The organism is Bacillus sp. FSL L8-0199, assembly GCF_038005705.1.
GTDB lineage: Bacteria > Bacillota > Bacilli > Bacillales > Bacillaceae_G > Bacillus_A > Bacillus_A cereus.
In genome coordinates, this window is sequence record NZ_JBBOTS010000001.1 from 3,083,761 (window position 1) to 3,109,634 (window position 25,874).

Sequence of the window (25,874 nt, forward strand, 5' to 3'; positions counted from 1 at the left end):
CACACTCTCATCTGCTAGTATTACTATTTTTTATTACTAATGTTGCCGTTTCACTCGGATGGCTAAGAGGAAAATGATGGCCATATGGAACAAAATCAACTTTACCAAGATGCGATGGAGCAGAATAGGCTCTGTCATACTCCCCCCAAATAATGTGAAGATTATACTTTGTTACTTCATTGAAATCATCTTGATCGTTTTTCAGTAGTAAACTGTTAAGCTGAACCGTTGTATTTAAAATTCTAGGAGAAGTAAAACTGTTCCTTATTTTTTCAATATAATGTTCAGGGATACTCTCCATACTTTCAAACAAACCATTACTTAATAAATAACGCCCTATCAAATTAGTAGTTGCCAATTTTAATGTCCATTTGTTTATAAATTGAGGAACATTTAGCGATTTAGCATTTTTTTTAGCAACAGGTGGCTGAAGTAAAGTGATTGTATACTTCTCATCTATGTACTCTTGTACCAATGCTTCCAGAAGAATAAACGCACCGAATGAATGGCCAATTAGATGTGCACCATTCGTAGCTTTCTCCAATAACTTTTTCACTACATTCAAATAGATAGCTAGAAGATTTTTCTCTCGTTTAAAAGGAGAACGTCCCAAACCTGGAAGATCCAAGATCCATACAGGTTGACCAGTTTTTTCATGAAGCTCTTGTGCCAAAGGAAATAAATCCTCTCCATCACTCAATAAACCATGTAATAAAATAAACGGTTTACCCTCTCCTTGTAATTGGTAAAGGGTAGTGCTATCGCATAATGTTCGTTTAAATACATGATTATGCTGGCCATTTTGATACATCATTCGATAATCCAAATCAGCTACTACGGCAGGGAAAACTTTCATTACACTCGCCTTCTTAAACCAATCTCCTCCCATAATTTTTTTCGCTGAAACATTTGAAAATTTTCGTTTTGTAATAAAATTCAGTCCATCAGAAGGAATTTTTGTTATTTTACCTACTCCACTATTCATAATTGCTTTCATAAGTGGCATTGGGACAGAGATTTTTGGTGCCCTCATATTCATACTTTCCGACATAATACTTAATAATTCAGCCATGTTCTGATCGTGCGGTTTGTCTTCAACAAGTGTATATGTTTGAATAGTCGATTGCTCCAATCTGAAAACCTGCACAATAAACTTCGCAAGCCCATCGTTTGAAATAAGTGGTAACCTATATCCCTTACCTCCAGGAATCATTGGCATGAGCCCTCTTCGCATACTCTTCACAAGCAAACCTAATCCTGCTATCTGCTCTGTACTCCCTGTTTTACTACTACCGACTACAGTTGGCGGATTAATTACAGAAAGCGGATAACCTACTGCTGATGCCTGCTGACGGATATAAAGATCTGCTAAAAATTTTGTTCTCTCATATGGATTTTTTATTTTCAAATAATTGTTTCCTTCTTGAAACACATCAATTGCAATCTTGCTATTTTTATCATCAAAGGGACTCATATAACCTACAACATGAATAAATTGTTGCAAGCCCTTCAATTGATGAATACTTTTAGCTAATTCACTAATATGTTTCGCGCCATTTAAAAATACGGAAGCTGCCTCTTTACTTGTCGCTTGAATATCCATGGGGCCTCCTGCGTGAATAATCACATCCGTTTTCAATACCCTCTCCTTATCTTCAGCACTTAGACCTAAATCTATTTTCGTCAAATCACCTTCAATAAAGTGCATAACTTCCTTTTTTAAGATGCCTCTTTCTTGAAAAAGGCGTATTGCTTTACTTTTCGACCTCACTAAAAGAAGAATTTTCACATCCTCTTTGGCTAACTCTTTCACTAATTGCTTTCCAATAAAGCCTGTTCCACCAGTTAAAAATACTGTTCTCATATAAAATCCCCCTTTTTAGTACTATTCAGTACTAATTTGATGTAAAAAAAATGCTTCTTTTATCGAAGCAATTTAAAAAAATGATCTGCTGTTTTCGTGATTACAGTTGCATCCTTCAATGTTTCTGAAATAAATAACGCTCCTTCAAGATTTGTAATAAAAAGTGATGCAACCTCATCAATATGAATCGTATTTCTGAATTCTCCATTCTCTACCCCTTGTTTAAGTAATAGAGAAACTTTCTTTTGTAATCCTGTAAAAAAAAGACCTATTTTTTCTTTTATTTGCGTGGCCTGTTTAGGACTTTGAATATAAAGAGTAATAAATGGACAGCTCCCCTTATACTCTCTCGACTGAACTCCTTGTGATAATTGCTTTAAAAACAGTTGGATACGATCTTCAACTAAAAATTGGTTCTGAGAAAGTACGTCATCAATTGCAGATTGATACATTTCAATCCAATAATCAACGACCCCTTCTAATAATACTTCCTTATTAGAAAAGTGATAATACACATTAGACTTTGAAACTTTGCTTACACGTACTAATTCATCCATACTTGTATAAGCAAACCCTTTTTCTAAAAATAATGTTGCAGCTACTTCAATCACACGTCTTTGATTCATTAATTTTACCTTTGTCATAACTAGAACTATATAGTACTAATTTAAATATTGCAAGTATTTATGTTCATTTAGAAAAAAGTTTGATTAAAAAAATTCTACTAATATTGATTTTACTGCAAAAAAATCTTAGCATCAGTGTTACGCAAAAAAGAAAGGGAGTGGATCCCCCACTCCCTTTAACCATCTACCCCTGATTCTTCTGCGCTTCTCTAAACTCCTCCTTCACCTTCTCTAACAACCCTTCTTCCGTAATTAATCGATATGCCGTATTCGCTAGTGCTTTTGCCGATGTAATTAATGCTTTATCTCCAAGTTCTGAACGTGCTGCTTCTCTAAATTCATTCGTATGTGCAATTAAATCATCTGGTCCGATTTTAATGTACGGATGAATTGTCGGTACGACTTGACTTACGTTTCCTGCGTCGGTTGAACCAATCCCTACTCTTTCTTTACGATTTACATCTTCACCTAATAGTTCTAGTTCTTCCGCTACGATATCGTTATATGTTTTTGTTACGAGTAATTCATCGATTTCATTTTGGAATTGATGGATTTTTACTTTTGCACCTGTTGCTAACGCTGCTCCCTGTGCAATGTTTCTTACTTTTTCTGTTACTTCCGCGCATCTTTTTCGCGTTGCTGCACGGATGAAGAATCTTGCTGCAGCGTAGTCAGGAATAATATTAGGTGCTTTTCCGCCCTCTGTAATGACCCCATGAATTCTCACGTCTGACGGAAGTTGTTGGCGAAGTGCGTTAATACCGTTATAGAGCTGAATAACCGCATCTAATGCATTAATCCCTTCTTCTGGCGAAGCTGCAGCATGAGCTGTTTTTCCATAAAAATGAAAATCAAGTGGATCGACTGCTAATGAAGGACTCGTTGTCGCTGTCTTTCCGCTCGGATGAATCATAAGCGCCGCATCAATGTCTTTAAATAAACCTGCCTTTACATAACTTGATTTCGCGCTACCATTTGGCCCGCCTTCTTCTGCTGGCGTACCAAACACGACAACTTCCCCGCCAATTTCTTCAAGCGTTGCTGATAATGCGATTGCTGCTGCAACGCTAATTGTGCCAATTAAATTGTGACCACACGCATGACCTAGTCCTGGTAAAGCGTCGTACTCCGCTAAAAATACGATTGCAGGTCCTTGTTTTCCAGAGCTTTTTCGCGCGATAAATCCCGTTTCATGTCCAGCTATATTGTGCTGCAACTGAAATCCTGCACTGCCTAGCAATAAACTTAACGTTCTAGATGCATAAAACTCTTGGTTACCAATTTCCGGATTCGCATGAATATCATGACTTGTTTCTATGTACTTTTCCTTATTTCTTTCGATACTCTCTTCAATTGTTTTTCTTTGTGACGCTACTCCTGTCGCTCCCATTTTTCTTCCTCCTTTTATTTTCACATAAAAAAGCCTCTTTCTAAAAGATAGAAAGAGGCTTCTGTATATACAGTCAAAATGAGCTTCTTTCTTATCTTTCAAGTTACCTTGCTGGAATTGGCACAGTATTCATAACGAATCCGCTGCCGAGGTATCATAGGGCCAGTCCCTCCACCTCTCGTGATAAGAATTTTCATAAAATTATATTAAATTATTTTTTATTCTAAGTTCATTCCAAGTAAAAGTCAAGGAATTCCTATCCGAATTTACCGAATATCTAAAAATCCTTTTAATACACCAATTGTCTCAGGTGCTTGCAGTCTTGCACATACGTACGGAAATTCCGTACTACCTTCAAACATCATTTGGGATGTAAGGGGTGCGCCTGCCCAGAAGATTTCATCATCAATTACGATAAACGGGAATGCTTTATTTTGTCTTTGTAACTTTACATTTTTCAGTGGAACTGGTCCATCACTATACACTGTTATTTGCGCATTTGTACGCATTAACGCTTGCCATACTCGTTTATCCACTTGTTTTGTACTTGGAAGTGAAATAATAATTTTTCGTTTTGCGACTAAAACATCTTTCAATAACCCTTTCGTTTCCTCAAGATTCATTTCCATAAACCAGCGTAAACGTTTCGAAATTTTCCGTTCCCACAATTGTCTTGATGTCGTACGATCATACACATCTCCGTGACGTTCTATATGAGCTGTTAATTGCGATAACGCTTGTTTTCTTGAAAGGTTTTTACGCATATAATGGCAATCTGATAATTGAATGAACTTCCCTCTCGCCCTTGTCACTGCTACATTGACGAGGCGATGGTTTTTGTGATCAAAGAATAATACGCCAGGTCGTTCTTGCGGATAACTGTCAACCGTATCAAAGATCATCATATCTCTTTCAGAACCTTGGAACTTATGAACTGTCGCCGCTAAAACTGGTATGTTTTGATATTTCGTTCTCTGCAACATTTCTCTAATACACGTTGATAAAAAGCGTGACTGCGCCCTGTAAGGTGTCACAATACCGATTGATTGCACACCGTCTAACAATCCGATTAACATCATTTGCATTGCTACTAAACCAGACATAATGTTAAAACGTGAACCAGAAGCAGCATCTTTTAACGAAAAAGCTCCCATTTGGCTCGTATCAAATAAAACACTCGCTTCATTTGCGAACGGCTGCAATTGCGCAAGTTCTTTACGCTCTGAAACAGACGGATGATCGTATACTCTATTTTTATAAATAAACGAATTCGTAAACTTCGATATATCCGCATGCATACGTCTTTGTTCCTGCAACATAAATAGGTTTGGGTGTGCTTCTGATTTATTAACAGACTCAACAATCCCAGCATGGTAAAACATATCTTCCCCAAGCCATTTGCGAACGAGTTCATGATTTGCCATCGCAATTGGAGGTAACTGTAAAAAGTCACCGCAAACGACGATACGTTTTCCAAGTGAAGCAGCTAATGCAATTTGCGGAACATATGCCATACTTACTTCATCTACAACAACTAAATCAAATGTGCGCTCATAAATAAGTGAATCAATGGCACATTTCGATAAAGTTGCGCCGATTACTTTCGCATTTTCAATATATTCTTTTTCTACTTCTTTAATTTTAGCCTTTTGCTTTCGAAGATCACTTTCAATCTCTTGTATACGCTTCTTATCAGCAGATGTTGCTTTATACGATAAGATTTTTTCACGAAGATCTTGTCGCGTCTCTTCTAAATAGAGTCTTTCCTCACCCCAAGATCCGTTCGTCGTTTCAACTAACTTCGACGCAAGTAACGTTTCATGATTTCGTATATGTTCATGTTGACTATAACCGTAACGAACAATTTCGCCAGGCGTCCATTTCTTTTTCTTCTCAATTTGCTTCGTTACTTCACTCATTAATACGTCTACTGCCGCATTACTATGAGCCAACACAAGTACCGATTTTCCTTTTTGATAATGAGCCGAAATAATACGTGATAAATTGTAAGACTTCCCTGTTCCTGGTGGTCCCCATACGTAAGTTGTCGGATTATAAAACGCACGATATGCCAATTCATTTTTCGGATTTTTCATCTTCTCAATATGTTTCGGACTGCTCGTCCCATCAACAAGACGCTTTATACGATTACGTTTTAGCTTATCTTTACGTGCTTCCTTCAACCTCTCTTGTAGTTGCTCTAACAATTGCCACGGTTCACTATATAAAACAGCTTCTCGTATTTCACCTTGTATATAATCATTTAATTTCAGTTCTATTTCTAATCCATGTACAGACAATACTTCTCCTGTCGCTTCCTCACCATCAAACTCAATTCGAATGGGTGAACCTTCAGGTAAGCTTACTTCCGAAATAAGCTGAAATACGTATACTGTACTTTCATAATCTGTATATAAAAAACGACCATTCATGATAGAAATTTTACTACCACCTATCGTTTTCCAATGTTTAATTTCATATGCTAATGCATAATGCCACTCTTTCATCGTTTCCGATAATGAAGGAGTTTGAGTAGTTGTATTCATCGTATAATCTCCTTCCTTCTCCCCAAACATACTTTCTCACTATACCATATAAAACGCTAAAATTTGTAAGGTTTTTATCTTGCTTATTTTCTTAATTTTCAATAACATATTGTATATAATTTTCAGAAAGAAGGAATCTACATGCCAGTTAGAAGAATTGAACACGTCGGACTTATGGTTGCAAACTTAGAAACATCTATTTCATTTTATGAAGAAGTAGTCGGCTTACAACTCATGAAACGTATGGGACACCCGAATCCAGACTTAAAACTCGCTTTTTTAGGTGTGGAAGAATCAAAAGAAACGATACTAGAACTCATTGAAGGCTACAACTCTTCTCTTCCGGCAGAAGGAAAAGTACATCACATTTGCTTTAAAGTGGATTCATTAGAGGATGAGATCGAAAGACTGAAGAAACAAAAAGTAACCTTTTTACTAGGAGAAGAAATTGAAACATTACCAGATGGAACACGTTACATATTCTTCGCTGGTCCTGATGGAGAATGGATTGAGTTTTTTGAGACGGAGAGATAAAATGAAGCTTTAGGATAGAAAAGGAGCCGGAATTCCGGCCCTTGTTTTTAATGAAACATATTTTATTATAGGAATAAAAATCTTTCTAATAGCTCTAACTTGCACAATGCTTCCCGTTAATATAATACGCTGATTCTGTGAAAACTGTAAATACAACCTCTACTTCTGGAAGTCCAAAATCCATTACATATGTAGTAATGGCCTTGGCAAATCGATCACGAATTTCCTGTCCACGCTCGAACCATTTCACTTCAATAAGAGGAAACGCTTCTATTTCTTCTCCATTGAATACAAACGTAGAACTTGGTAGTTCCAAGGTGAAATTATCCGTACCACACTCACAGATATCTGCGAGTTCTTCTACTAATGGCTTGCTTATGCTTTTTAATTGTTCAGTAGTAATTCCACGAAACACAACATGCGGCATGTTATTCCCTCCGTTACATAGCTTTATATTTCCTCATATCATAACACAATTTATTTTGCTGCACTAACATCTATTCGTACATTTCAATGATATTCTTAAGAATGATCATATGTTATTGAAGCTAATATAATCAGGAGTTAAGGAAAAGCAGACTGATAGAATTAAAGGTGAAGAGGTAATACTTGACCTCAATTCTAATCGTCATATAATCAATGCCATGCACAAAATGACTCATCAAAAAGTATTATCTCATGAAAAGCAAGGATTTATTAAAATGACTCATCAAAACATCGAAGCAGTACGTTGAGTAATTGATGAAAATAATAGTGGAACCTTACAACATAAAGAATAGTACCTCAAGATTTTGATTGGTTGGTATGAAGGCGATTTCTCCCTTATCGTTTTATGATATGCTAATAACATTTGATAAAATATGGTATCTATAGACAGTCAAACACCTTTAAAGATACCTCATCCAGTTCTTGCTGTTGCAAGATAAACAGCATGTAATCAGTTAACCACCCACATTAGTAACGAAAACATAAAGAAAAGGCATTCCAAATATGAAACACCTTCTTTCGTTTTATAAAACCATCCAACACGCTGAACTTTTCAATTTAATATAATGACTCGTTTAACTAAAGAAATTAATTACGTGCATAACGCTCTTCTCACTTTTCTTGCAAAATTTAGTGGATCATCAACGTCTTCGATATTAACGTAAATTAAATTTGGATCATCACATAACCACTCATTGTGTATAGACGAAACGATTATTCCTTGTTTAATAATTGTCGCCACAAATTCAGTGACTTCTTTTTGTAAGAGTGCTACTCGGCCTAGGCATAATGCCCGTCCGGTTTTATTGTCTCGTGATTCGAATGAAAAGGAAGTTGTTACTCTAAAACGTTTTCCCAAGATTGTTGCTCGTATTTCATCTCGGTTTATTGTTGCCACGCATTTCCCACCGGCGAATCCTTCTTGACCGCCAATGATTCTTGCAAACTGTTGACAAATTGATTCCTCATTAACCGCCATACCTTTAATCATTCCTCCTTTTACTATTAGATTATGAATTCATACATAGGTCTGAAACGGCAATGAATCTAATCTATTATAAAAAAATGATGGCAATCTACCGAAAGCTATTAACTCAATTATTCTTGATTGTATGAATTGTTATCAGAGTTTAAATGGTGCAGAATTTTTATTCTATGCTTAATGGGCATCGGAGACTGAAAGCAAAACTCAGCTATTATATGGTAAGACATTTTTAAAAAGCATAAAAAAGACACCCTAAGGTGCTATCCTCCGACTTGAGAATCGTATCTATGTATGGAGAAATTTAGAAAAAACAAATACAAAAGAGAAGATTCTAACTATAATTTATAGAACTCTTATGCCATGACTTACTTACATATTTCCTTATTTACCAGAAGAAGAATCTCAGTTACATTATTTTCTGAACAGTCTCGTTAAAGCCATACCAAGAAATCCAGCGCCCATTCCTATTAGCCATCCAGTTTGGGCATTACCTAACATAGATCCCACTCCTCCACCAAGAAACATACAGCCAACGAATACTAATCCTCCAATTCCCCAATTCGGCCGTTCCATAATTCAATCACATCCTTTCAATAAAACATATGCGATTGGCTAACTCAACTTTCTTCCTTAAGATAGTTCATTACTTTGCTTAGGTTTAGCACTTCAGGGAATTCATAAGATGCGAAGCTTGAGTCATTTATATAGATTGTAGAAATACGGGTATCAATCGTTATTAAAAATAACTGACGCATTTTAAACATCATCGATTTTATCATTTTGGACAACCTATTCTGTTAAATTGATATACATGCGAAAAAACTATCAAAATAAAACCCCAGAAATCCAATGGTCTCTGGGGCTTCCTTATATATTTAGCTCTTTTTGCTTTTTGTTTTGTTTATATCTATACAGCAATTTTCGGCTTATTAGAGAAATCACTAATAAGGTCAGAATTAATAAGATAAGTTGCATAAATGATAAATCAAAATATTTAGCACCTGTAACGATTAAAAGTGTAGAAATCGTGCCTTTTACAACGAAAAAAATAATAACCCATAATCCGCCTTTTTTCCAGTTCATTTTATATTACCCTTTCCTACGTTTAAATTCTTAAAATATTTAATGATAGTTCTTAAATGTGACAACTTAATAGAAATCTATTATATTAACAAAAAATTCATGTCTAATTAAATGCAACGATTCTATATTAAATGAAAATGATATTCATCGTCAATTTTATTGACTATTTGAATACTTATTATTTCTTTCTACTTTGTTTCTTATAAGCAATACACTCTTGTATTCAAACAAAAACACCTCCATTACATTTGCACACTTAGTATGCGAATGCAAGAGGTGTTTTTTCATATACCATCAGGTAAGACTTCCTGCTTTGTTTATTTCTTGATACGTAGCTATTTTTTAATAAACAATAACTGGATCATACGTGTCCAAACTATCATATACAGTTTTTGCAACATTAGGAAGAAGGTTCACACACCCACCTGATCCTCCTGTTAAATAAGCATTATTTCCCCAGTCTTTTCGCCAGCCGGCATCGTGGAATCCTTGACCACTATTTGTGAATGGAACCCAGTAATCTACTTTAACCGCATAATCAGCTTTTCCTACTGCGTTACCTCTTAGCGTATATGGTGTTCGTTTATATAGGACGTACCACACACCTGGTGATGTATCTTCACCAGTACTATGTTTACCAGTTACTACATTTGTTGTAACGACTAATTTTCCATCTTTGTAAATCCAAATTTGTTGCTCTGCAATTGAAACTTCTGCATACGTGTCTCCGATGCCATTATTCGATGTTGTTTTATAACCGATACCTTCCTTCTCCCAACCATTCCCTTGAATATTAGAAGCAGAAAGCGATTTGTCGCCTTTCTCAAAGGCTTGTTGAACTTGTTTAGTTTCTTTTTCAACATCTAGTGCCCAGCCGTATCCCTGTCCTTTTACTGATATGACTGAACCGGAATGAGTTTTAAATGAGAAATCTTTATTTAATGTTGATTTGGCATTATTAATTTCAGTAATTTTCTTCTTAATGTCACTCGCATCAATTGTAACTTTCATATCCTTTGACATAGAGGCATTTTGAATTAAATCTTTCGCTTTTAAAGGATAAACTTCATCCTGCACTTTATACTCAACAGACTGCCCAAGAAGATTCTGTAGTGCTTTCTCCTCTTTTTTGACAATCGGATCGTCTTCTTTAATAGGTTTTATGTATGCAGACTTCAGATGAATTTCGCTTTTATATTTTTGTTTATCATAATCTTTCAGTAGACTAGTAACATCATACTGTTTTCCTTCAACACTTTTCGAAATAACAATTTTCCCTTGTTCTAGCTTCGCCATAGCATCTTGAGGCGCTTTTAATTTCTCATTCATAGAGATGAGCTTTTCTTCTACAAGTTTTTTCATCGTTTCACTACGATACTGATCTGCCTTCTCTGGTAGCAATGAATAATTTTCTCCCTTTGAGGAAGGGAAAAATGTCCACTGGTTTTTTAATAGTTTCTTAACTTGAGGCAAATCTTTTTCCGTAAGTTCCGTTTTTGTATCTTTTTCATCTAAAATTTGTTGTTGATCAACATAGACTTTGTTTGCTAGTCCAGATGTCTTTAATTTCTGTATTGCCTGATCAGCACTCAGACCACCAACTTTTGTGTCATTAATTGTAACATTCGAATTGAAGTGAGTTGCCTGATAATAACTCATTCCCCCAATAAGAAGTGCAAATACACCAATACCCGCTGCAATAAACTTCCAATTTGTATAACGTTTTTTTGATCTTACTCGTTTTTGATCAATTTCTTCAACTGATTCATTTGTTGTATTGTTGTTCATCAATCTTTCCCCCGTATGCATTAACGTCAAACGATTTTCAACTAAAATCATAAACTAGTGTACCTTATTTTTCCTAAAATTTCATTATTTCCGACCACATTTTATCGCAATTTAATGATTAAATTTAGATTTTTCAATAGTACGATGCATTGCACAGCCCTTTACAAGTTATAAAATGAAATTTCAATCAACCGTTATACCAAAGGAATTAACTACATCTTTTTTGGAAAACTTTTTCTCTTTACGTAAAACACGAATTATATTATCCATTTTATAAACATCACCTCCTAATTTTGTCAAAAAAATAAACGATAGTCCTTCTATCTAAAATGTAGAAGGACTATCGTTTTTTCAGTTAGAGTATTTGTATAATCGTTTAACTTTTTATTTCCTGAAGGTCAAACTTGATGAAGATGATGAAATTTCATCTCATAGCCTTTAAATGAAAACATTATGTTTTTTATGGCAACCAAGTTTATTTTCTTAGCTTGATGTCCCCCACATCTCCAGCAGCCTAAGATGAAGTAAGAGTCTGTTCAACTAGATTTTTTCTAATATTTTTAGGAGCATCTTATTTCGCCTCGTCATATTTCACTAATTGAATTTAAAACACATCCGTATGCTATTTAGTAAAATTTACGATTCGAGACGTAATTATTGCAGTAATCAAGATAATACTAGCGGTTATCAAGCCAGATTCTCCAATCCAAATCTCAGTTTGATACCCTGTACTTGCACGTGTGAAAGGTCCTTGAATAATGGCATTCCAAGTAGCATGGATGATAACCGAAGGCCAAATGCTACCTGTGATAAGTCGTAAATAAGCTATAATATAACCGAATGGTACAATACAAAGATAGATACCAAGTACTGAAAGAACGACAGATGGTCCCGCTACATATAGACCAGCAATAACTATTGGAACATGCCACGTTGCCCAAATCAATCCACTAATAAGGATGGGCCGTGAAAACTCTGCATCGACTAGCCTTGTGAGCATATAACCTCGCCAACCCATTTCTTCTCCCAAAGCTGGGATTAAGCCAAGCAAACTTCCGAAAATGCCGCTCAATACTACTAGATAAATGAAGCTGAATGGTGCCGTTACATACTGAAGCCCAAGCATATTGTAGATCGGTTCTAAAATAAACATACCAACTTCGGGATACTGAAACCCCGCAATTCCGCTCAACCAGGCGATAGAATACGTAATTCCACAAATAATCATAGGGATTAGCAGAGCAAAACCAATCCCTTTCCATATCTTTAAGTTACCGAGACTAAAAGATACATCTTTAAACCCTTCTTTCAGTATTATGCGAGTCAAAATAGAAGATAATGCTGGGGTAAACATATATACCACAATAAGTAGCATACTTTTCGTAATTATTACTACTACATTTAGGATAATTGAAGTAATGATTAAGATACTCAGAAAAAGTTGAAGTCCTATTTTAGCACGTTGGATTTTATCTTTATTGTGGAACGATTTTGCGTGTAATATCATTTTAATCCGCCCTTCCCCTATAATTCACTTGTTTATCGAATATACTTCTTGTCATTTTCACAGACACAACTTAGAATAAAAATATTTTTGTATACAAATTCATTCATCTTTAAAATCCCTCCCCAATTTATAATCTAGTCTTACTTACGACTCATCAATGTGATTATTATTTATAAGTTGTCATAGCGGATAGTACAAAAGTGTAATGATTAGTCTATGACCTGTGTCAATTAACCTCATGACAATATGTAACTAGAGAATATGATATGGAATAGATAACAATTGAATTAAGGCAATTGATTCGTGCAAGTACAATGAATCAATCTTGCTTTACAAATAATTCAATTGAGGTGGAAAAAATGAATAAGAAAAGAATAATTGCAATGGTTAGTACAGCTTTATTAGTCACAGGAGGTGTAGAAGTAGGTAACGCTCAAACAGTAGCAGTCGAAAATTCAAGTCAATCAATACAAAAAAATATAGTTAAATCCATACAATCACAGGCTTACCCATTAAAAACGATAGAGCCGTCAAAATCATTTGAGGATTTAAAACCACTTAAGAAAATGATTGGGAGCGCACAATATGTAGGATTAGGAGAGAATACTCATGGAAGCTCTGAAATTTTCACTATGAAGTTTCGCCTTGTGAAATATTTGGTTACTGAGATGGGTTTTACAAATTTCACAATGGAAGAAGATTGGGGAAACGGCTTAAAACTAAATGAATATATCCAAACAGGAAAAGGAAACCCTAGAGAATTTTTAAAATTGTTATATCCTACTGATGAAATTATAGCCATGATTGAGTGGATGAAAGATTATAATGCTGATCCATCCAATAAAAAAAAGATCCAATTTATTGGGCTCGACTTAAAAACGTTGGACCAAGGCAGCTTTAATAAAGTAATTGATTATGTAAGGGTGCATCGACCGGATTTGTTGGCAGAAGTAGAAGAAAATTATAAAGAATTATCGTCTTTTACTGAAAGTATACAGGAATATATAAAACTTGCTCCTGAAATAAAAGAAAAGTTCAAAGGAAATGCTGAGAGGGTAGCTCGATTACTAAAAGATGAGAGTGAGCAAGCCAACACAGAAATAGTTTCACCTGAGTACATCTGGGCGAAAGCAACGGCAAGTGCAATAGAGAAATTTACCACAATGCTACTTCCTAGCGACTATCCAAGTATGATAAAGCTACATGAGCAATACTTGGCCGATCATGCAATGTGGGCACAAGAGACATTTGGTGGTAAAACGATGGTATGGGGACACAATATTCATATAGCTAAAGGAATTATCGATGAGCAATTATATCCTGATGTTGCGGGGCAGTTTTTAAAGGAACGTTTAAACAATAATTATGTCACAATTGGTAGTACAACTACGGAGGGGAATTTCACCTTATACAGTGAATATGATCCTTCCACTGGAGGTAAAATTACATCGCGTGCGATTCCACAAAATGTAAATAGTTTCAATTATACCCTCGGAAAAGTACCATATAACATGTTTTTATTGGATAACCGTCACCTTAAAGGACCAGCAGAGAAATGGGTTAAAGCAAAAAGACCATTACTAAGTATAGGAGGACAAATCATCCCCAACAGTTCGGTATACTTTGATACTTCATTGCTTGAGCAATTTGATATTATTTTTCATATTCGAAAAACAAGTCCATCTCATATTAAATAAAAGTACAAAACAATCCCGTTCTTGCAGATGTAAGAACGGGATTGTTTTGTGGGGATTAATAAAGTGAAACTTTAATCAGCAAGTTTTTGTTCATCCCCCACTTATTATTAGCCTTCACCAATCGTGCGTTTACCGTCAGCCTGCCCCCCCACCTAACGCTTAATTTTGAGGCGGGGGTCTTACTGCCTGGCAAATAGCGGGATAAAAGCATCTTTGTTAACTAGAAGTAAACTGCTCTCCCCCTTTTTAATATCATTTAGAACTGTCATATGACACTTTTACACTAGTGAGAATGACAAAAAAAGCCGTACAATTCGGTTATTACATAGATAGGAGCGATGAACTTTATGAAATCAAAATTCATCCAGAATGGTTATTTTTTATTGCTAACTTTCGTTACAGGATTGTTTTATTTTTGTTTTTATCTTATAGCTCTGCTATTTAGTTTCACCCTTTCATTTACTGTTGTTGGGATTCCATTAATTATGCGCGTACTACAGACTACGACACCTTTTATCCAATTCGAGCGCATACAGACGAAAATTTATACAGATATTTCAACAGACTCTTATGATAAAAGTATAACAATAGATACATCGAACTGGGCTCAGGTGAAATTAGTGCTTACAGATCGTCGTACTTGGTCTGCTGTCTTTTGGTTAATGCAGAAATTAGTGATTGGCATTTTCAGTCTCATTAGTGCAATCATTTTTTATGTAATGCCACTTATGCTCCTGTTGGCACCACTACTGTATCGATACATCGATATGAATATTATATTCATACAGATAGATACTTTTGCCAAGTCACTCTTTGTAATGTTTATGGGGATAGTATTTACCGCCATAAGTATTAGAATAGTAGAAGGTTTGACAAAGAAAATTGGGGGCTATACACGTAGTATGATTCGGCAACTAAATCAATAAAAGTTTGCAGTCTGTGAGTAGTATCGTAGTTTTAAATTAAAAAGTATAATAAGGCAGGAAGGATTAAATTATAATATAGGAAGAAAATGGTAGGCTATTTAGGGGGTAAAGAACTTGTTAGATATGGTTAAGTATTGGTTTTGGTACGATTGGATTATGTTAGGGATACGTCTACTTACTAGTGTGTCTATCATCCTAGCTACATTAAATTTTCAGGATGGTTTAACATTACCACTTTGGATTATTATTCTTTGGGAAATTATTGCCTTCTCTGTTCCATGGGTAGCCTTACTATTCAATTATAAATATTATTTGTTCACAGAAATACTGCTATATGGTGGACAATGTATATATTTAACCTCATTATTTCCGGAAGCTTACAACATATTTCTTATATCAGTGTTTCTAATTGCTGCGAATAGTAAGCATTTGTCCTATTATTGGACAGCTCCAATAACAGTTTTTATAACGACTGGAATTTTCTATGCGGTTGCGCCAAGTAATAGCTATTGGGTTATGGTCACCTATTATGGATTCGCATATGTAATGGGCTTCGCTTTTCATTTATTAATCGTCAATCATAAACAAAATGAATCAATTCGTAAACAAAACGCGGTACTTGAGCAATATATGTCTCAGATTGAACGCATCACACTGGCGGAAGAACGGAACAGACTGTCGAGTGAGCTTCATGATACAGTTGGTCACGCTTATACTTCTATTATTATGGGGATGGAAACGTTGCGCACCGAACTTGCTACTGAAATGGGTATACAGAGGCTAGATTCTCTGCTTGAAATGGGACGGAAAAGCATCGAGGACGTGAGAGGTTACCTACATCAAATGGATTCTCCGTGTCAATCGCCTTCCTTAATTCAATCTCTCCAAAATCTTGGAGCCGAATTTCAGGAGCACGCTCAGGTTAATGTAAGTTTTCGAGCATACGGAGAGGAATATGAATTGTCTCGGCAAGCAAAGATAGCGTTCATTCGTTGCTTACAAGAGTCCCTTACGAATGCAGTACGCCATGGTCAGGGAACTGAAATTATAGTTTCATTGCAGTTTGAACAACAATATACGAGATTAGAAGTTCAAGATAATGGAAAAGGAAATGTAGAATGGCAGGAAGGCTTCGGTATGAATGCGATGAAAGAACGAGCAATGAACTTGCAAGGTCAATTGTCTGTATATACAAAGCCAGAGGAAGGAATGCTTGTTACTTGTACCATACCGCGACAAACTGAAATAAAAGATGGACTTATTCGTTTGTTAATTGTAGACGATCAGCCATTTGTCCGGGAAAGTTTGAGGACACTACTCGATAGATATGAAGATTTAAATGTAGTCGGTTTAGCTGAAGATGGCAATGAAGCCATCGATTTGTGTGGGCGCCTTCAACCCCATGTTATACTTATGGATTTAGATATGCAGCACATGGATGGAGTCGAAGCAACCAAAAAAATCAAGCAACAATGGCCACATATCCGCGTATTAATTTTCACAACGTTTCAGGATACCGAACAGGCGTTGGAATCACTTCGCAACGGTGCGGATGGCTTTTTACTTAAATCTATTGAAACGTTGGAGCTAGCTAATACGATCCGACTTATTCACAAAGGTGGAACACTGATTGATCAGGGAATGTCTCACAAAATATTTGAGAAGTTCGATGAGCAAAAAGAGACACCACAATCAAAAGCAGCCGCTTATGAGCTAACAGCTAGGGAGATAGAAATATTACAGCTAGTAGCAAAGGGACTTCGATACACTACCATAGCATCAAGGTTATATTTGTCAAATGGCACGGTCAGAAATTATGCTTCTACAGCTTATACAAAGCTAGGAGTCTCTAACAAAGAAGAAGCTGTTCAAAAGGCTCTAGAAATTGGAATTATTGAATAAAAAAGTGTTTTTTGTTTCTTTACAGCAAGGTAAAATGTAGTTACAAGGTACAGTAAAGGATAAAGTGAAACTTTAATCAGCCCTCACCAATCGGGTTTTTACGGGCAGGCCGCCCCTACCTAACTTCTTTGCTTCCGGTGAATTTTGAGGTGGGGGTCTTACTGTCCGGCAAATAGCGGGATAAATAGCACCATTACATTAATCTTTTCTCGGGAGTACAATTCCTTTATATAATTGAACTGTAATCAAGTAATAAATCGAGTAAATTACTACAAAAATAACAAGTGGTAACCAAATACGAGAGTACGGATCGATTAAAATAGGACTAACCATGTTCATACCAAATAATATATGAGTAATCCCGACAATTGCTGGGAATAAAATATGAAGTATAACTCTTTATAGATTAATTTTGTTAATAATTCTCGGCGGACAACAAATTTACAAAGCATTTGATAACGTGCCACATCTTTTGATGCTCCCGACAGAACTTTAAACATTAAGCAACTTTCCATCATTGCTAAAAATGCAACTCCAACGAAGAACCCCATAAACATTAGTCCGCTAGCAAAATCATGACTCACAATATTGTGACGAAAAACCGGGAAAATAATAATAACTAGTTACTATTATTATTTATTTGTCACTTTTAAAGCATCTAACACTATCTTGGTTGCTTCTGCAATAAGCTTATCATCGTATTTAGCATCCTCTTTATCATGATTAGAAAGTATCGCAAGAACAATTGGCTTTTTATTTGGTGGCCAAATAATTGCGATATCATTTCTGGTTCCATAAGATCCCGATCCCGTCTTATCAGCTACTTCCCATCCTCCTGGAACTCCAGCACGAATTAAGTTGTCTCCCGTAGTATTCCTTTTCATCCAATCTATTAATAAATCCCGTTTCTCAGTTGAAAGTACATCTCCTAGCGTAAAAGCCTGAAGACTAGTAGCTAATGCCTTTGGGGTACTAGTATCATGTACGTCTCCTGGATGTACTTCGTTTAATTCTGGTTCAAAACGTTCAGGATTTGTAACGGTGTCTCCTACTTCTCTTAGTGATTTTTTGAATTCACTAGGTCCACCTAATTGTTTAAGAATAAGATTTTGTGCAGTATTATCACTATATCGAAGAGAAGCATCTGCAAGCTCTTTCAGGGTCATACCACTATCAACATACTTTTCTGTAATTGGATTATAATTAACAAGATCTTCACGGGTATACAAAACTCTTTGATTTAGATCTTCTATTGATTTCTTTTGTAAAAGTACTCCCACAGCTAAAGCTTTGTGGGTAGATGCGTATGCAAACCGTTCATCTGATTGATAAGTAACGGTTTGATTCGTATCAGTGTCCAATGCATAAATACCGAGTTTAGCATCAAATTCTTTTTCAAGTTTAACAAAAGAATCATTACCGGTAGTTTCTTGTTTGGTTTGATTTGTTTGTTTTGTTTGTTTTGTTTGTTTAGATAATTCAGATTGAGTATTACCATCGGAACAGCCTATAAGCGTTGCACATGAAAGGAATACTACAGGTACCACCTTTTTGTAATGTAAAATGTTAAAAAACTTGTTTAAGACTATCATACATTTTCAACCTCTTTCAAGAATATATGTTTTTTTAGGTGTTATACATATCGATACAATTAAAGAGTGTATCGGATATCACTCTCTTGCATCTCACTTTTCATAAAATGAGTGAACTATCATGAACCCCTGTTTTATACGTATACTTAATAGACAACCTAAATAACAAGTTTGTTCCATTTTTATCAGTAGTCGTATCTAGAAACCTAAAAAAGTCCATTTAGAAAATCTAAATGGACTTTTTCGCTCATATAATCCTATCTATAGTTAAACGAATAAGATTAAATAAATTTAATTTTTCTTATTTTATCTAATAAACTGTTTAGGCATTTCTTTAACGTGCTTATCGTCATCACGCCAATCATAGGTTTCTTTCTGTGAAACATCTAAAGTTTGATCTCCAATTCTAACAATATTCTTATTTACCCATTCAATATATGGATCTGTATCTGGATAGTTCCAATATATATTTTTCTCTGAATCTGTATCAAGGTTAACTAATTCACCCCTAACAGCATCCGCACTTAATGATCCTGCATTATGAAAATAAGTCTTGATGAGATATTTTCCATCTGGAGATTTCACTGTTCGAATGAATTCCCCTTTTGGAACACCTTGCAAACTAAAAAGTTTCCAATATCCAAATCCAATTATAATTACTAACATAGTAAGTATAGTTAGTAATACTTTTCTTTTTGTTTTTTTTATTTCACCTTTTGTATTTATAATACTCATTCAACTCCATTCCACAGAACACATACCATATTATACCATTAAATAAATGGTATAATATATCAAAAATAAAAATCCTCCCGTAATAGTATTATAAAAAGAGCATGTGATGGTCTCCCTATTTATAAAGTGAAACTTTAATCAGCCCTCACCAATCTGGCTGCCCGTTAATGCGGGATAATCATGAAAATTCCCCTTTAAGAAAAAAATAAAAAATCAGACAGTATACTTGAATTGCTCTTCGCAAGAGAATATACTAATAAAGCAGGCTATGACGTTCCTTCCTTCTAACTTCTTTGGCCAAATAGGGATGTTACTTTCCTGCTAAACACATAGGCTATGACAATTCTTCCTTCTTTGTAGAAATTTCAAATTGTTTTAGAGTTGTCAATTCCCTATGAAAAATAATTAGACTATAAAACCTCTTTCTTCTTTGGGATTGCATAAACTTTAGTTTATCAACCATTGATGTAGAGGTTTTCTTTTCTTAATTAACAAATTACCACTTAACAACTAAATGTTATATCCCTAATTTTCCACTAAAAAATAGCTATGTACCCTCTGTACATTTTTCTACAATTAGTGTGTTTATACATATAAAAATAAAAATCTACCACTGAAAGGAGGACAGTCAGACTATTCCCCTCTTTTATAAGGCGTGAATAGCTGGCGTTCTCATGAAAAATTCTATTTACATAAGAAGAAGTTTGAAAGTAATTATAAAAAGAGAAGAAAATAAACTACCGAACATTTATTTAGCCACTGTTTTAAAAAACTTGGAAAATTTAGGATTTACTTTTTCCGAGCCTTTAATAGAAGAGTTGCAAACACTTTCGGTTGATGCATTCACATCGTTTTACAAAGAGTTGGTAAAACATTTAAAAGAAATGGTTGGAGCACATATTCAGTTTACTCCTATGTATCCAAACTTTCCGCAACAAATGATGGATTTAAGTGACGCTGATTTATACATTAATGCTATTATTCATTATGTGACGTTGCGCCTACCTGTATCAAAAGTAGAAGAACGACTCCCTCTTTTAGATAGAGTTGATTTGAAAGTTATTGACTTAGGAAGTGAAGAAGATTTCAATCAAATGATTTCTCAATTGATTAGTGCAAACAGCTCTATTTCCTCAACTGATAAGACGGATGTAGAATGGGCTATTACACACACTGAAGATGTTTCCTGTTTTCTACCTAATGTAATTCCTCATAAGGAAAATATGTCTTTTATAATTGGGGTTTTATTAATAAACAGAAAAATATCAGCCGATGCTGCTGCAAAGTATTTTAAAACAGCAACTGATGTTCTTCGCCTTGCAGTTGCTTTATCTGAAGGGGATGTGAGTTTAGCATCCTCCGTCCGATTCAAGAAGTTTAACCGAGCAGAAAGACGCTTCCTTTTAGGATTGTTAGAGCAATGCGGAAACATTACCGAAGATATGCTTCGATACAAAAAACGTTGGATTCGTTTAGGTGAAATTCTTCATCCAGCAGAATATCATACTCGTTTCCCAAAAACTCACCGAGCATTTGAGATTCTTCGCAACAACATTAAAGTTGAAACATTTAATGGAAAAATAGAAGCAGCTTTGTTGAATCGTGATATCATGACAGCAAAAAATCTTTTAAAAACTCGCCCGGGGGAATTTGCCAGACGCTTGGATCATTTAATCCGTTTATGTAGTGATAAGTCAACAGATGTTTTCAATATTCTCGAAGATTTTCTAAGTATAATAGGAAACGTTTCTACTCCTGTATTACTTCAACTCACAGCTCATTTTAAGCATCGAAATGATAAAAATGAATTTCGCACCTTTTTTCCAAAGGGAAATGTAGCAAAAGCTATAGGTATTGAAAATACACTTCCATTTATCTCAGAGGATATTTGTTTAATGATTGTAAAAATGTGTGAAGATACTTTAAAAAATCGCTTCGCAGAACTTCCAAGTCTCGGAAAAGTATTTTTGGATGAACAGTTAAAAAATCACTTAGTTCCCTTCTCTCAACGTTCAGCCAGCAAAGCGCTTCGCACATTATCTCGAGGAAGTAAAGTAGATTTGCCAGAAGGAGATACGATTCGTTTTTTCCTATGGTGGAAAGAAGGCTATGTGAATGGACAACATACAGGACGTGTTGACATTGATTTATCTGCTGCAATGTACGACGAAGATTGGCAATACAAAGAACATGTATCCTTCACGAACTTACGTTCAAAAAATTTCAAAGCCTACCATAGCGGAGATATTACTTCTGCACCAAAGGGGGCATCTGAATTCATTGATTTCGATATTCCGTCTGTGTTGAAATATGGTGCACGCTATGTAGTCATGACTTTGCTTTCTTACACAGACCAACCGTATAAAGATTTACCAGAATGCTTTACTGGTTGGATGGTTCGTCAATATCCTGGTTCAGGTGAAATATTTGAACCTTCTACTGTTCAAGATAAAGTGGATATTACTGCCGACACCCAAATCTCTATTCCAGTTATTTTAGACTTAAAGGAACGAAAATTGATTTGGACAGATTTGTCTCTTACAAGAGATCTAACTTATGATAATACCATCGAGGCTAATCAAAAAGGTATGATACTAGTTGGAAAGGCTTTAACTAATTTAGTTAAACCGAATTTATATGACTTGTTCCGATTACATATTGAAGCTAGAGGTGAACTCGTTCAAGACATCGAAGAAGCAGAAAGCATTTTTTCTTTGGATAAAGGGATTACTCCTTTCGATATTGAAAAAATAATATCTGATTTTATAGCTGACTCAAAAGGCTAACTACATTACAAACATTAATAATGCGTGGAAAATATCGATGTATAATGTCTATGTGAAACAGGACCCGATAGATGCATATCAGGTCCTGTTTTTTATTTAGTAGATACTAAATAGTCCAGTTAATCACTATTCATCTAAATACACTATACTAATAAAGTGAAATTTATTCGAAAGAAGTTCATTAGTTAATATGTATCTAATTAAGAAACAGTCATATACCAGCCCAAACATCTTTTCCATATCGCCCTTCATCTTGCACACGATCCAACCAATTTCTTGCTTCTTGTTCACTGACTTCATGAATTTCTTGATATGCTTGACAAAGGGTATCTTCTACATCCGGAGCCATTTTACTTCCATCACCACATATATAAAGATGAGCTCCATTATCTAATAACGAAATTAAATTGATTCTATCTTGTTTTATTAAATGCTGTACATATGTTTTTGGATGTCCCTCTAGACGAGAAAAAGCTGTGTGTAAAGAGATTAATCCATCTCTTTCATCATTTTCTAGTTCTGTACGATAAAGATAATCTTTTTCAGGATGACGACAACCAAAATATAGATGTGCTTGTCCTAAGTTAATACCTTTTTGCTTTTGAACACGACGCGCTTGCAAGAATCCACGGAATGGTGCAATTCCAGTACCTGGACCAACCATAATAATTGGTGTTTCTGGATCTTTAGGTAATTCAAAGTTTGATTGTGGCGTTCGAATGAAACAGATAATCTCATCTTTATTATGACGCTGAGCTAAGTAATTAGAAGCGACTCCTTCATATGTCCCTTCCCCACTCCATGCAGGCGCATTAACAACACCGACCGTAATGCTCAGACGATTCTGTGCAACGAGTGGAGAGCTTGAAATAGAATAGTAACGCGGTTTGAGCGCAGGAAGAAGTTCTAAAAAGCGTTCAAATCGGATTTCACAAGCCTCATACTTTTCAAGAAGGTCCAACATTGAAATCCGTTTCTTTAATATTTGTTCATGGTAAACTCCTTCTTCTAATAATGCTTCCAATTCTTTTTTATGAGGAGGACATGCTGTGAATGTTACCATTTCTCGTATTTGTGCACGAGTGGCTGCTTCTTGAACTTCGACACTATAACTAAGAAGGTCCAATAAACTAACAGGACTGTCTAAAGGTATGTGATTTATACTTCGTCCACTTGCACTCAGTATAACTTGATCCTTCCCATTTAATCCAAAACGTTTTAAAATTCGGTTGATATTTTTCTCGCTATTAACTGGCAGCACTCCAAGGTGGTCTCCTTCTTTATATGTAGCGCCTTCTGGCAAGGATACCTCGATATGTCGTGTACTTCTATCACTACTGGATGATTGGAGTTCACGATTTTCTAGTATAGATGCATAAACTGCTTCATATGTTCGTGCAAGAGGAGATCCTCCAAGACGACTGACAAATTGCAAACTCAAAGTACTGCGCTCTTTTTCCATATTTTTGTTGAGCTCCAATCCAAATGCCTTCATTGCATCAGACCACATACTTTGTTTCCATTGCTCGAGCTGTTCCTCGAAATCACCACTTGCATCTGCTTCTCCGCGTTTAGAAAATCTTGTTGCTCCTTTTTGAGCCATCTGCTCATCAATGTATCTTGGAATCCGTTGATAGGTACTAGCCCAATTATGATCTCCACAACCAAAAACTGCGTATTGAACCCCTTTTAGCTCATCCGGTTTTAGTTCCTCCAACCATTGCACAAACTGCCCTGCATTACTTGGCGGTTTTCCATTATAAGAAGAAGTCACAATAAGTACCGCTCCTTCTTTTGGCAAACTTCCAATTCGATCGTTAAGAGCTACCACTTCCGTTTGAACTCCTTCTAAACTAGCTGTATCCGCTAATTCTCTTGCAATACCTTCTGCTACACCTGTATCCGAGCCGTACAGAACAAGAAGTGAAAGATTATCGGCCCCAATAATAGAAGGTGTCTTCTGAACGTGCTGCTTAATTTCATCGTTTTTCAGCTTGTCCTCTGTAGGTGCAAGAACAGTAGGATGGCTAATAGTTTGTTTTCGGGGTAGAATCCTAATCTTAAAATCGCCGGGCTTTAGCGTTAATGTTTGTTTTACTTCCAGCTGATAGTTTTGATAATCGATTAATTCAAAATGTTGAAGAAGCATTCCCATTACAAGAGTGGCTTCATGAAGTGCAAATTGCATACCGATACATGCTCTCTGGCCATTTCCAAATGGCTTATAAGCATGATGAGGAACCTTATCCAGCTCTTCAAATCGTTCAGGTTGGAATTCTTCCACATTGTCTCCCCATGCATCTTTATCCCTATGTAGCTGTGGAATAAGAACAGAAATACGATCTTCTCCTTTCTTAATTGGGTATTTCCCGCCAATCACTGTATCTTCTTTTGCATAGAGACTGAATGCTGGAGCGGTAGGCCATAGACGCAGTGATTCATTTAAAATCATCCGTATATACTTCAGTTTCATAACTTGTTGGTATGTTGGAGTAGCATCTGTCAAAACACGGTCTACTTCTTCATAGGCTTTTTTCAATTTATCCGGATTCTTTAATAAAAAGTAAATTGCAAAAGATAACAATCCACTTGTTGTCTCATGCCCAGCTATTAAAAAAGTGATAATTTGGAAACGAATGTTTTCATCATCTAATTTTTCACCAGTTTCCGGATCTGGCACATTTAACATACGGGAAAGTAAATCATTTTCTTCCTGATCTCCACTACTTTTACGTTCAGCAATAATATTATCTACTAAAGAAAACATAGATTGGATATCATGCTGAAATTGACGTTTCGTTCTCCACATAAGTTTGTCTTCTATATCCAGCCGCTGCAATTGGTGCATCGCCTCATCTAGAGCACGGGTCATGCTAGTAATAAAAGGATGAGGTGTCTCACGATAAAAGCTATTAAATCGGTAATTAAAACCACATAGACCAATTGTATCTAACGTAAGCCGAGTCATATCCTCTGGAACATCTACGTTTTCATTCGGATTCAGTCTTGCCCATTTTTGAACGAGTTGTACAGCAATATCGACCATCATGGCATGGTAATCTTTCATTGCCCGTTGGCTAAATGTAGGCATCAAAATATTATGAGCTTTTTTCCAGTTAGGCTCGTGAGTCTCGCTTGTAAATAATCCGTCTCCAGCAAAGGCACGAACTTTTGCTAAAGCACCATCTATACTTTTATCGAACCGTGTTTCGTCACAGACTTCTGCTACCAGTTCATGTCCGGAAACGACAATTATGGCATCACTTAAAGTTTGAATTCGAAAAATGGGACCATACTCTTCCGCCAGCTTAATAAACGATAGAGTCGGTTTATCTTTATCGATTAATGGGAGATTACCCAGCGGTCCATATGTTTTCGGCTGAGGAATGGCAGATACTTTTTTTTCCATTTAAAACACCCTTTCAAA

At 35.7% G+C, this 25,874-nt stretch carries 18 protein-coding genes, 2 pseudogenes and 1 riboswitch; of the genes and pseudogenes, 6 read left to right on the forward strand and 14 right to left on the reverse strand.

Annotated elements, in window-relative coordinates; all coding sequences use genetic code 11:
• Window positions 1-7 precede the first annotated feature (7 nt).
• From NST86_RS15985 to NST86_RS16000, 4 genes are all read right to left on the reverse strand, one after another.
• A complete protein-coding gene (locus tag NST86_RS15985; protein WP_086423270.1) occupies window positions 8-1,864 on the reverse strand; it encodes an alpha/beta fold hydrolase in 1,857 nt (618 codons plus the stop codon).
• 59 nt (window positions 1,865-1,923) lie between these two features.
• Window positions 1,924-2,490, reverse strand: coding sequence for a TetR/AcrR family transcriptional regulator (locus tag NST86_RS15990; RefSeq protein ID WP_001076336.1), 567 nt, complete (start codon window positions 2,488-2,490; stop codon window positions 1,924-1,926).
• Between the two features lie 184 nt (window positions 2,491-2,674).
• Window positions 2,675-3,880 (reverse strand): M20 family metallopeptidase, encoded by a 1,206-nt coding sequence (locus tag NST86_RS15995; RefSeq protein ID WP_086423269.1) that lies wholly within the window; start codon window positions 3,878-3,880, stop codon window positions 2,675-2,677.
• An 88-nt stretch (window positions 3,881-3,968) separates the two neighbouring features.
• Window positions 3,969-4,070: riboswitch (SAM riboswitch) on the reverse strand.
• 76 nt (window positions 4,071-4,146) lie between these two features.
• Window positions 4,147-6,456 carry an AAA domain-containing protein gene (locus tag NST86_RS16000; RefSeq protein ID WP_140159029.1) on the reverse strand — a complete coding sequence of 770 codons (2,310 nt, stop codon included), beginning with the start codon at window positions 6,454-6,456 and terminating at the stop codon, window positions 4,147-4,149.
• A 111-nt stretch (window positions 6,457-6,567) separates the two neighbouring features.
• Here NST86_RS16000 and NST86_RS16005 point away from each other — a divergent pair, with 111 nt between their 5' ends.
• The gene (locus tag NST86_RS16005) at window positions 6,568-6,960 is read left to right on the forward strand and encodes a VOC family protein (protein ID WP_001145286.1); all 393 of its coding nucleotides are present in this window, start codon (window positions 6,568-6,570) and stop codon (window positions 6,958-6,960) included.
• Window positions 6,961-7,054: 94 nt separating this feature from the next.
• Here NST86_RS16005 and NST86_RS16010 read toward each other — a convergent pair whose 3' ends face one another.
• The gene (locus NST86_RS16010; protein WP_001120970.1) at window positions 7,055-7,387 is read right to left on the reverse strand and encodes a DUF1904 family protein; all 333 of its coding nucleotides are present in this window, start codon (window positions 7,385-7,387) and stop codon (window positions 7,055-7,057) included.
• 130 nt (window positions 7,388-7,517) lie between these two features.
• Here NST86_RS16010 and NST86_RS16015 point away from each other — a divergent pair.
• A pseudogene (locus tag NST86_RS16015) lies at window positions 7,518-7,736 on the forward strand (DUF6241 domain-containing protein); the annotation flags it as partial.
• A gap of 302 nt (window positions 7,737-8,038) precedes the next feature.
• Here the strand turns inward: NST86_RS16015 and NST86_RS16020 are convergent.
• The 5 genes from NST86_RS16020 to NST86_RS16040 all read right to left on the reverse strand — a co-directional run bounded on the left by NST86_RS16020 (window position 8,039) and on the right by NST86_RS16040 (window position 12,809).
• A complete protein-coding gene (locus tag NST86_RS16020; RefSeq protein WP_001986336.1) occupies window positions 8,039-8,425 on the reverse strand; it encodes a DUF1259 domain-containing protein in 387 nt (128 codons plus the stop codon).
• A 417-nt stretch (window positions 8,426-8,842) separates the two neighbouring features.
• Window positions 8,843-9,004, reverse strand: coding sequence for a hypothetical protein (locus tag NST86_RS16025; RefSeq protein WP_000441008.1), 162 nt, complete (start codon window positions 9,002-9,004; stop codon window positions 8,843-8,845).
• A gap of 294 nt (window positions 9,005-9,298) precedes the next feature.
• On the reverse strand, window positions 9,299-9,514 hold the full coding sequence (locus NST86_RS16030; protein ID WP_001104105.1) for a hypothetical protein: 216 nt from the start codon (window positions 9,512-9,514) through the stop codon (window positions 9,299-9,301).
• Between the two features lie 342 nt (window positions 9,515-9,856).
• Entirely contained in the window at window positions 9,857-11,302 is a 1,446-nt protein-coding gene (locus NST86_RS16035; protein ID WP_140159028.1) for a L,D-transpeptidase family protein, read from the reverse strand.
• Window positions 11,303-11,924: 622 nt separating this feature from the next.
• A complete protein-coding gene (locus tag NST86_RS16040; RefSeq protein ID WP_086423266.1) occupies window positions 11,925-12,809 on the reverse strand; it encodes a CPBP family intramembrane glutamic endopeptidase in 885 nt (294 codons plus the stop codon).
• A gap of 359 nt (window positions 12,810-13,168) precedes the next feature.
• Between NST86_RS16040 and NST86_RS16045 the strand changes: the two genes are divergently transcribed.
• The 3 genes from NST86_RS16045 to NST86_RS16055 all read left to right on the forward strand — a co-directional run bounded on the left by NST86_RS16045 (window position 13,169) and on the right by NST86_RS16055 (window position 17,334).
• Window positions 13,169-14,506 carry an erythromycin esterase family protein gene (locus NST86_RS16045; RefSeq protein WP_086423265.1) on the forward strand — a complete coding sequence of 446 codons (1,338 nt, stop codon included), beginning with the start codon at window positions 13,169-13,171 and terminating at the stop codon, window positions 14,504-14,506.
• Window positions 14,507-14,853: 347 nt separating this feature from the next.
• A complete protein-coding gene (locus NST86_RS16050) occupies window positions 14,854-15,432 on the forward strand; it encodes a sensor domain-containing protein (RefSeq protein ID WP_086423264.1) in 579 nt (192 codons plus the stop codon).
• 114 nt (window positions 15,433-15,546) lie between these two features.
• Entirely contained in the window at window positions 15,547-17,334 is a 1,788-nt protein-coding gene (locus NST86_RS16055) for a helix-turn-helix transcriptional regulator (RefSeq protein ID WP_086423263.1), read from the forward strand.
• Window positions 17,335-17,532: 198 nt separating this feature from the next.
• Here the strand turns inward: NST86_RS16055 and NST86_RS16060 are convergent.
• The 3 genes and pseudogenes from NST86_RS16060 to NST86_RS16070 form a co-directional block, all read right to left on the reverse strand.
• Window positions 17,533-17,921 (reverse strand): annotated as a pseudogene (locus NST86_RS16060) (ABC transporter permease); the annotation flags it as partial.
• Between the two features lie 45 nt (window positions 17,922-17,966).
• Entirely contained in the window at window positions 17,967-18,926 is a 960-nt protein-coding gene (gene bla / locus NST86_RS16065; RefSeq protein WP_227593152.1) for a class A beta-lactamase, read from the reverse strand.
• Between the two features lie 306 nt (window positions 18,927-19,232).
• Window positions 19,233-19,661 carry a DUF5412 domain-containing protein gene (locus NST86_RS16070; RefSeq protein ID WP_000022538.1) on the reverse strand — a complete coding sequence of 143 codons (429 nt, stop codon included), beginning with the start codon at window positions 19,659-19,661 and terminating at the stop codon, window positions 19,233-19,235.
• Window positions 19,662-20,335: 674 nt separating this feature from the next.
• Here NST86_RS16070 and NST86_RS16075 point away from each other — a divergent pair.
• Window positions 20,336-22,447, forward strand: coding sequence for a TerD family protein (locus tag NST86_RS16075; protein ID WP_000798021.1), 2,112 nt, complete (start codon window positions 20,336-20,338; stop codon window positions 22,445-22,447).
• A gap of 211 nt (window positions 22,448-22,658) precedes the next feature.
• Here the strand turns inward: NST86_RS16075 and cypD are convergent, their stop codons facing one another.
• Window positions 22,659-25,856: a bifunctional P-450/NADPH--P450 reductase gene (gene cypD / locus NST86_RS16080; RefSeq protein WP_016118240.1), complete on the reverse strand. Its 3,198-nt coding sequence runs from the start codon at window positions 25,854-25,856 to the stop codon at window positions 22,659-22,661.
• Window positions 25,857-25,874: the final 18 nt, after the last annotated feature.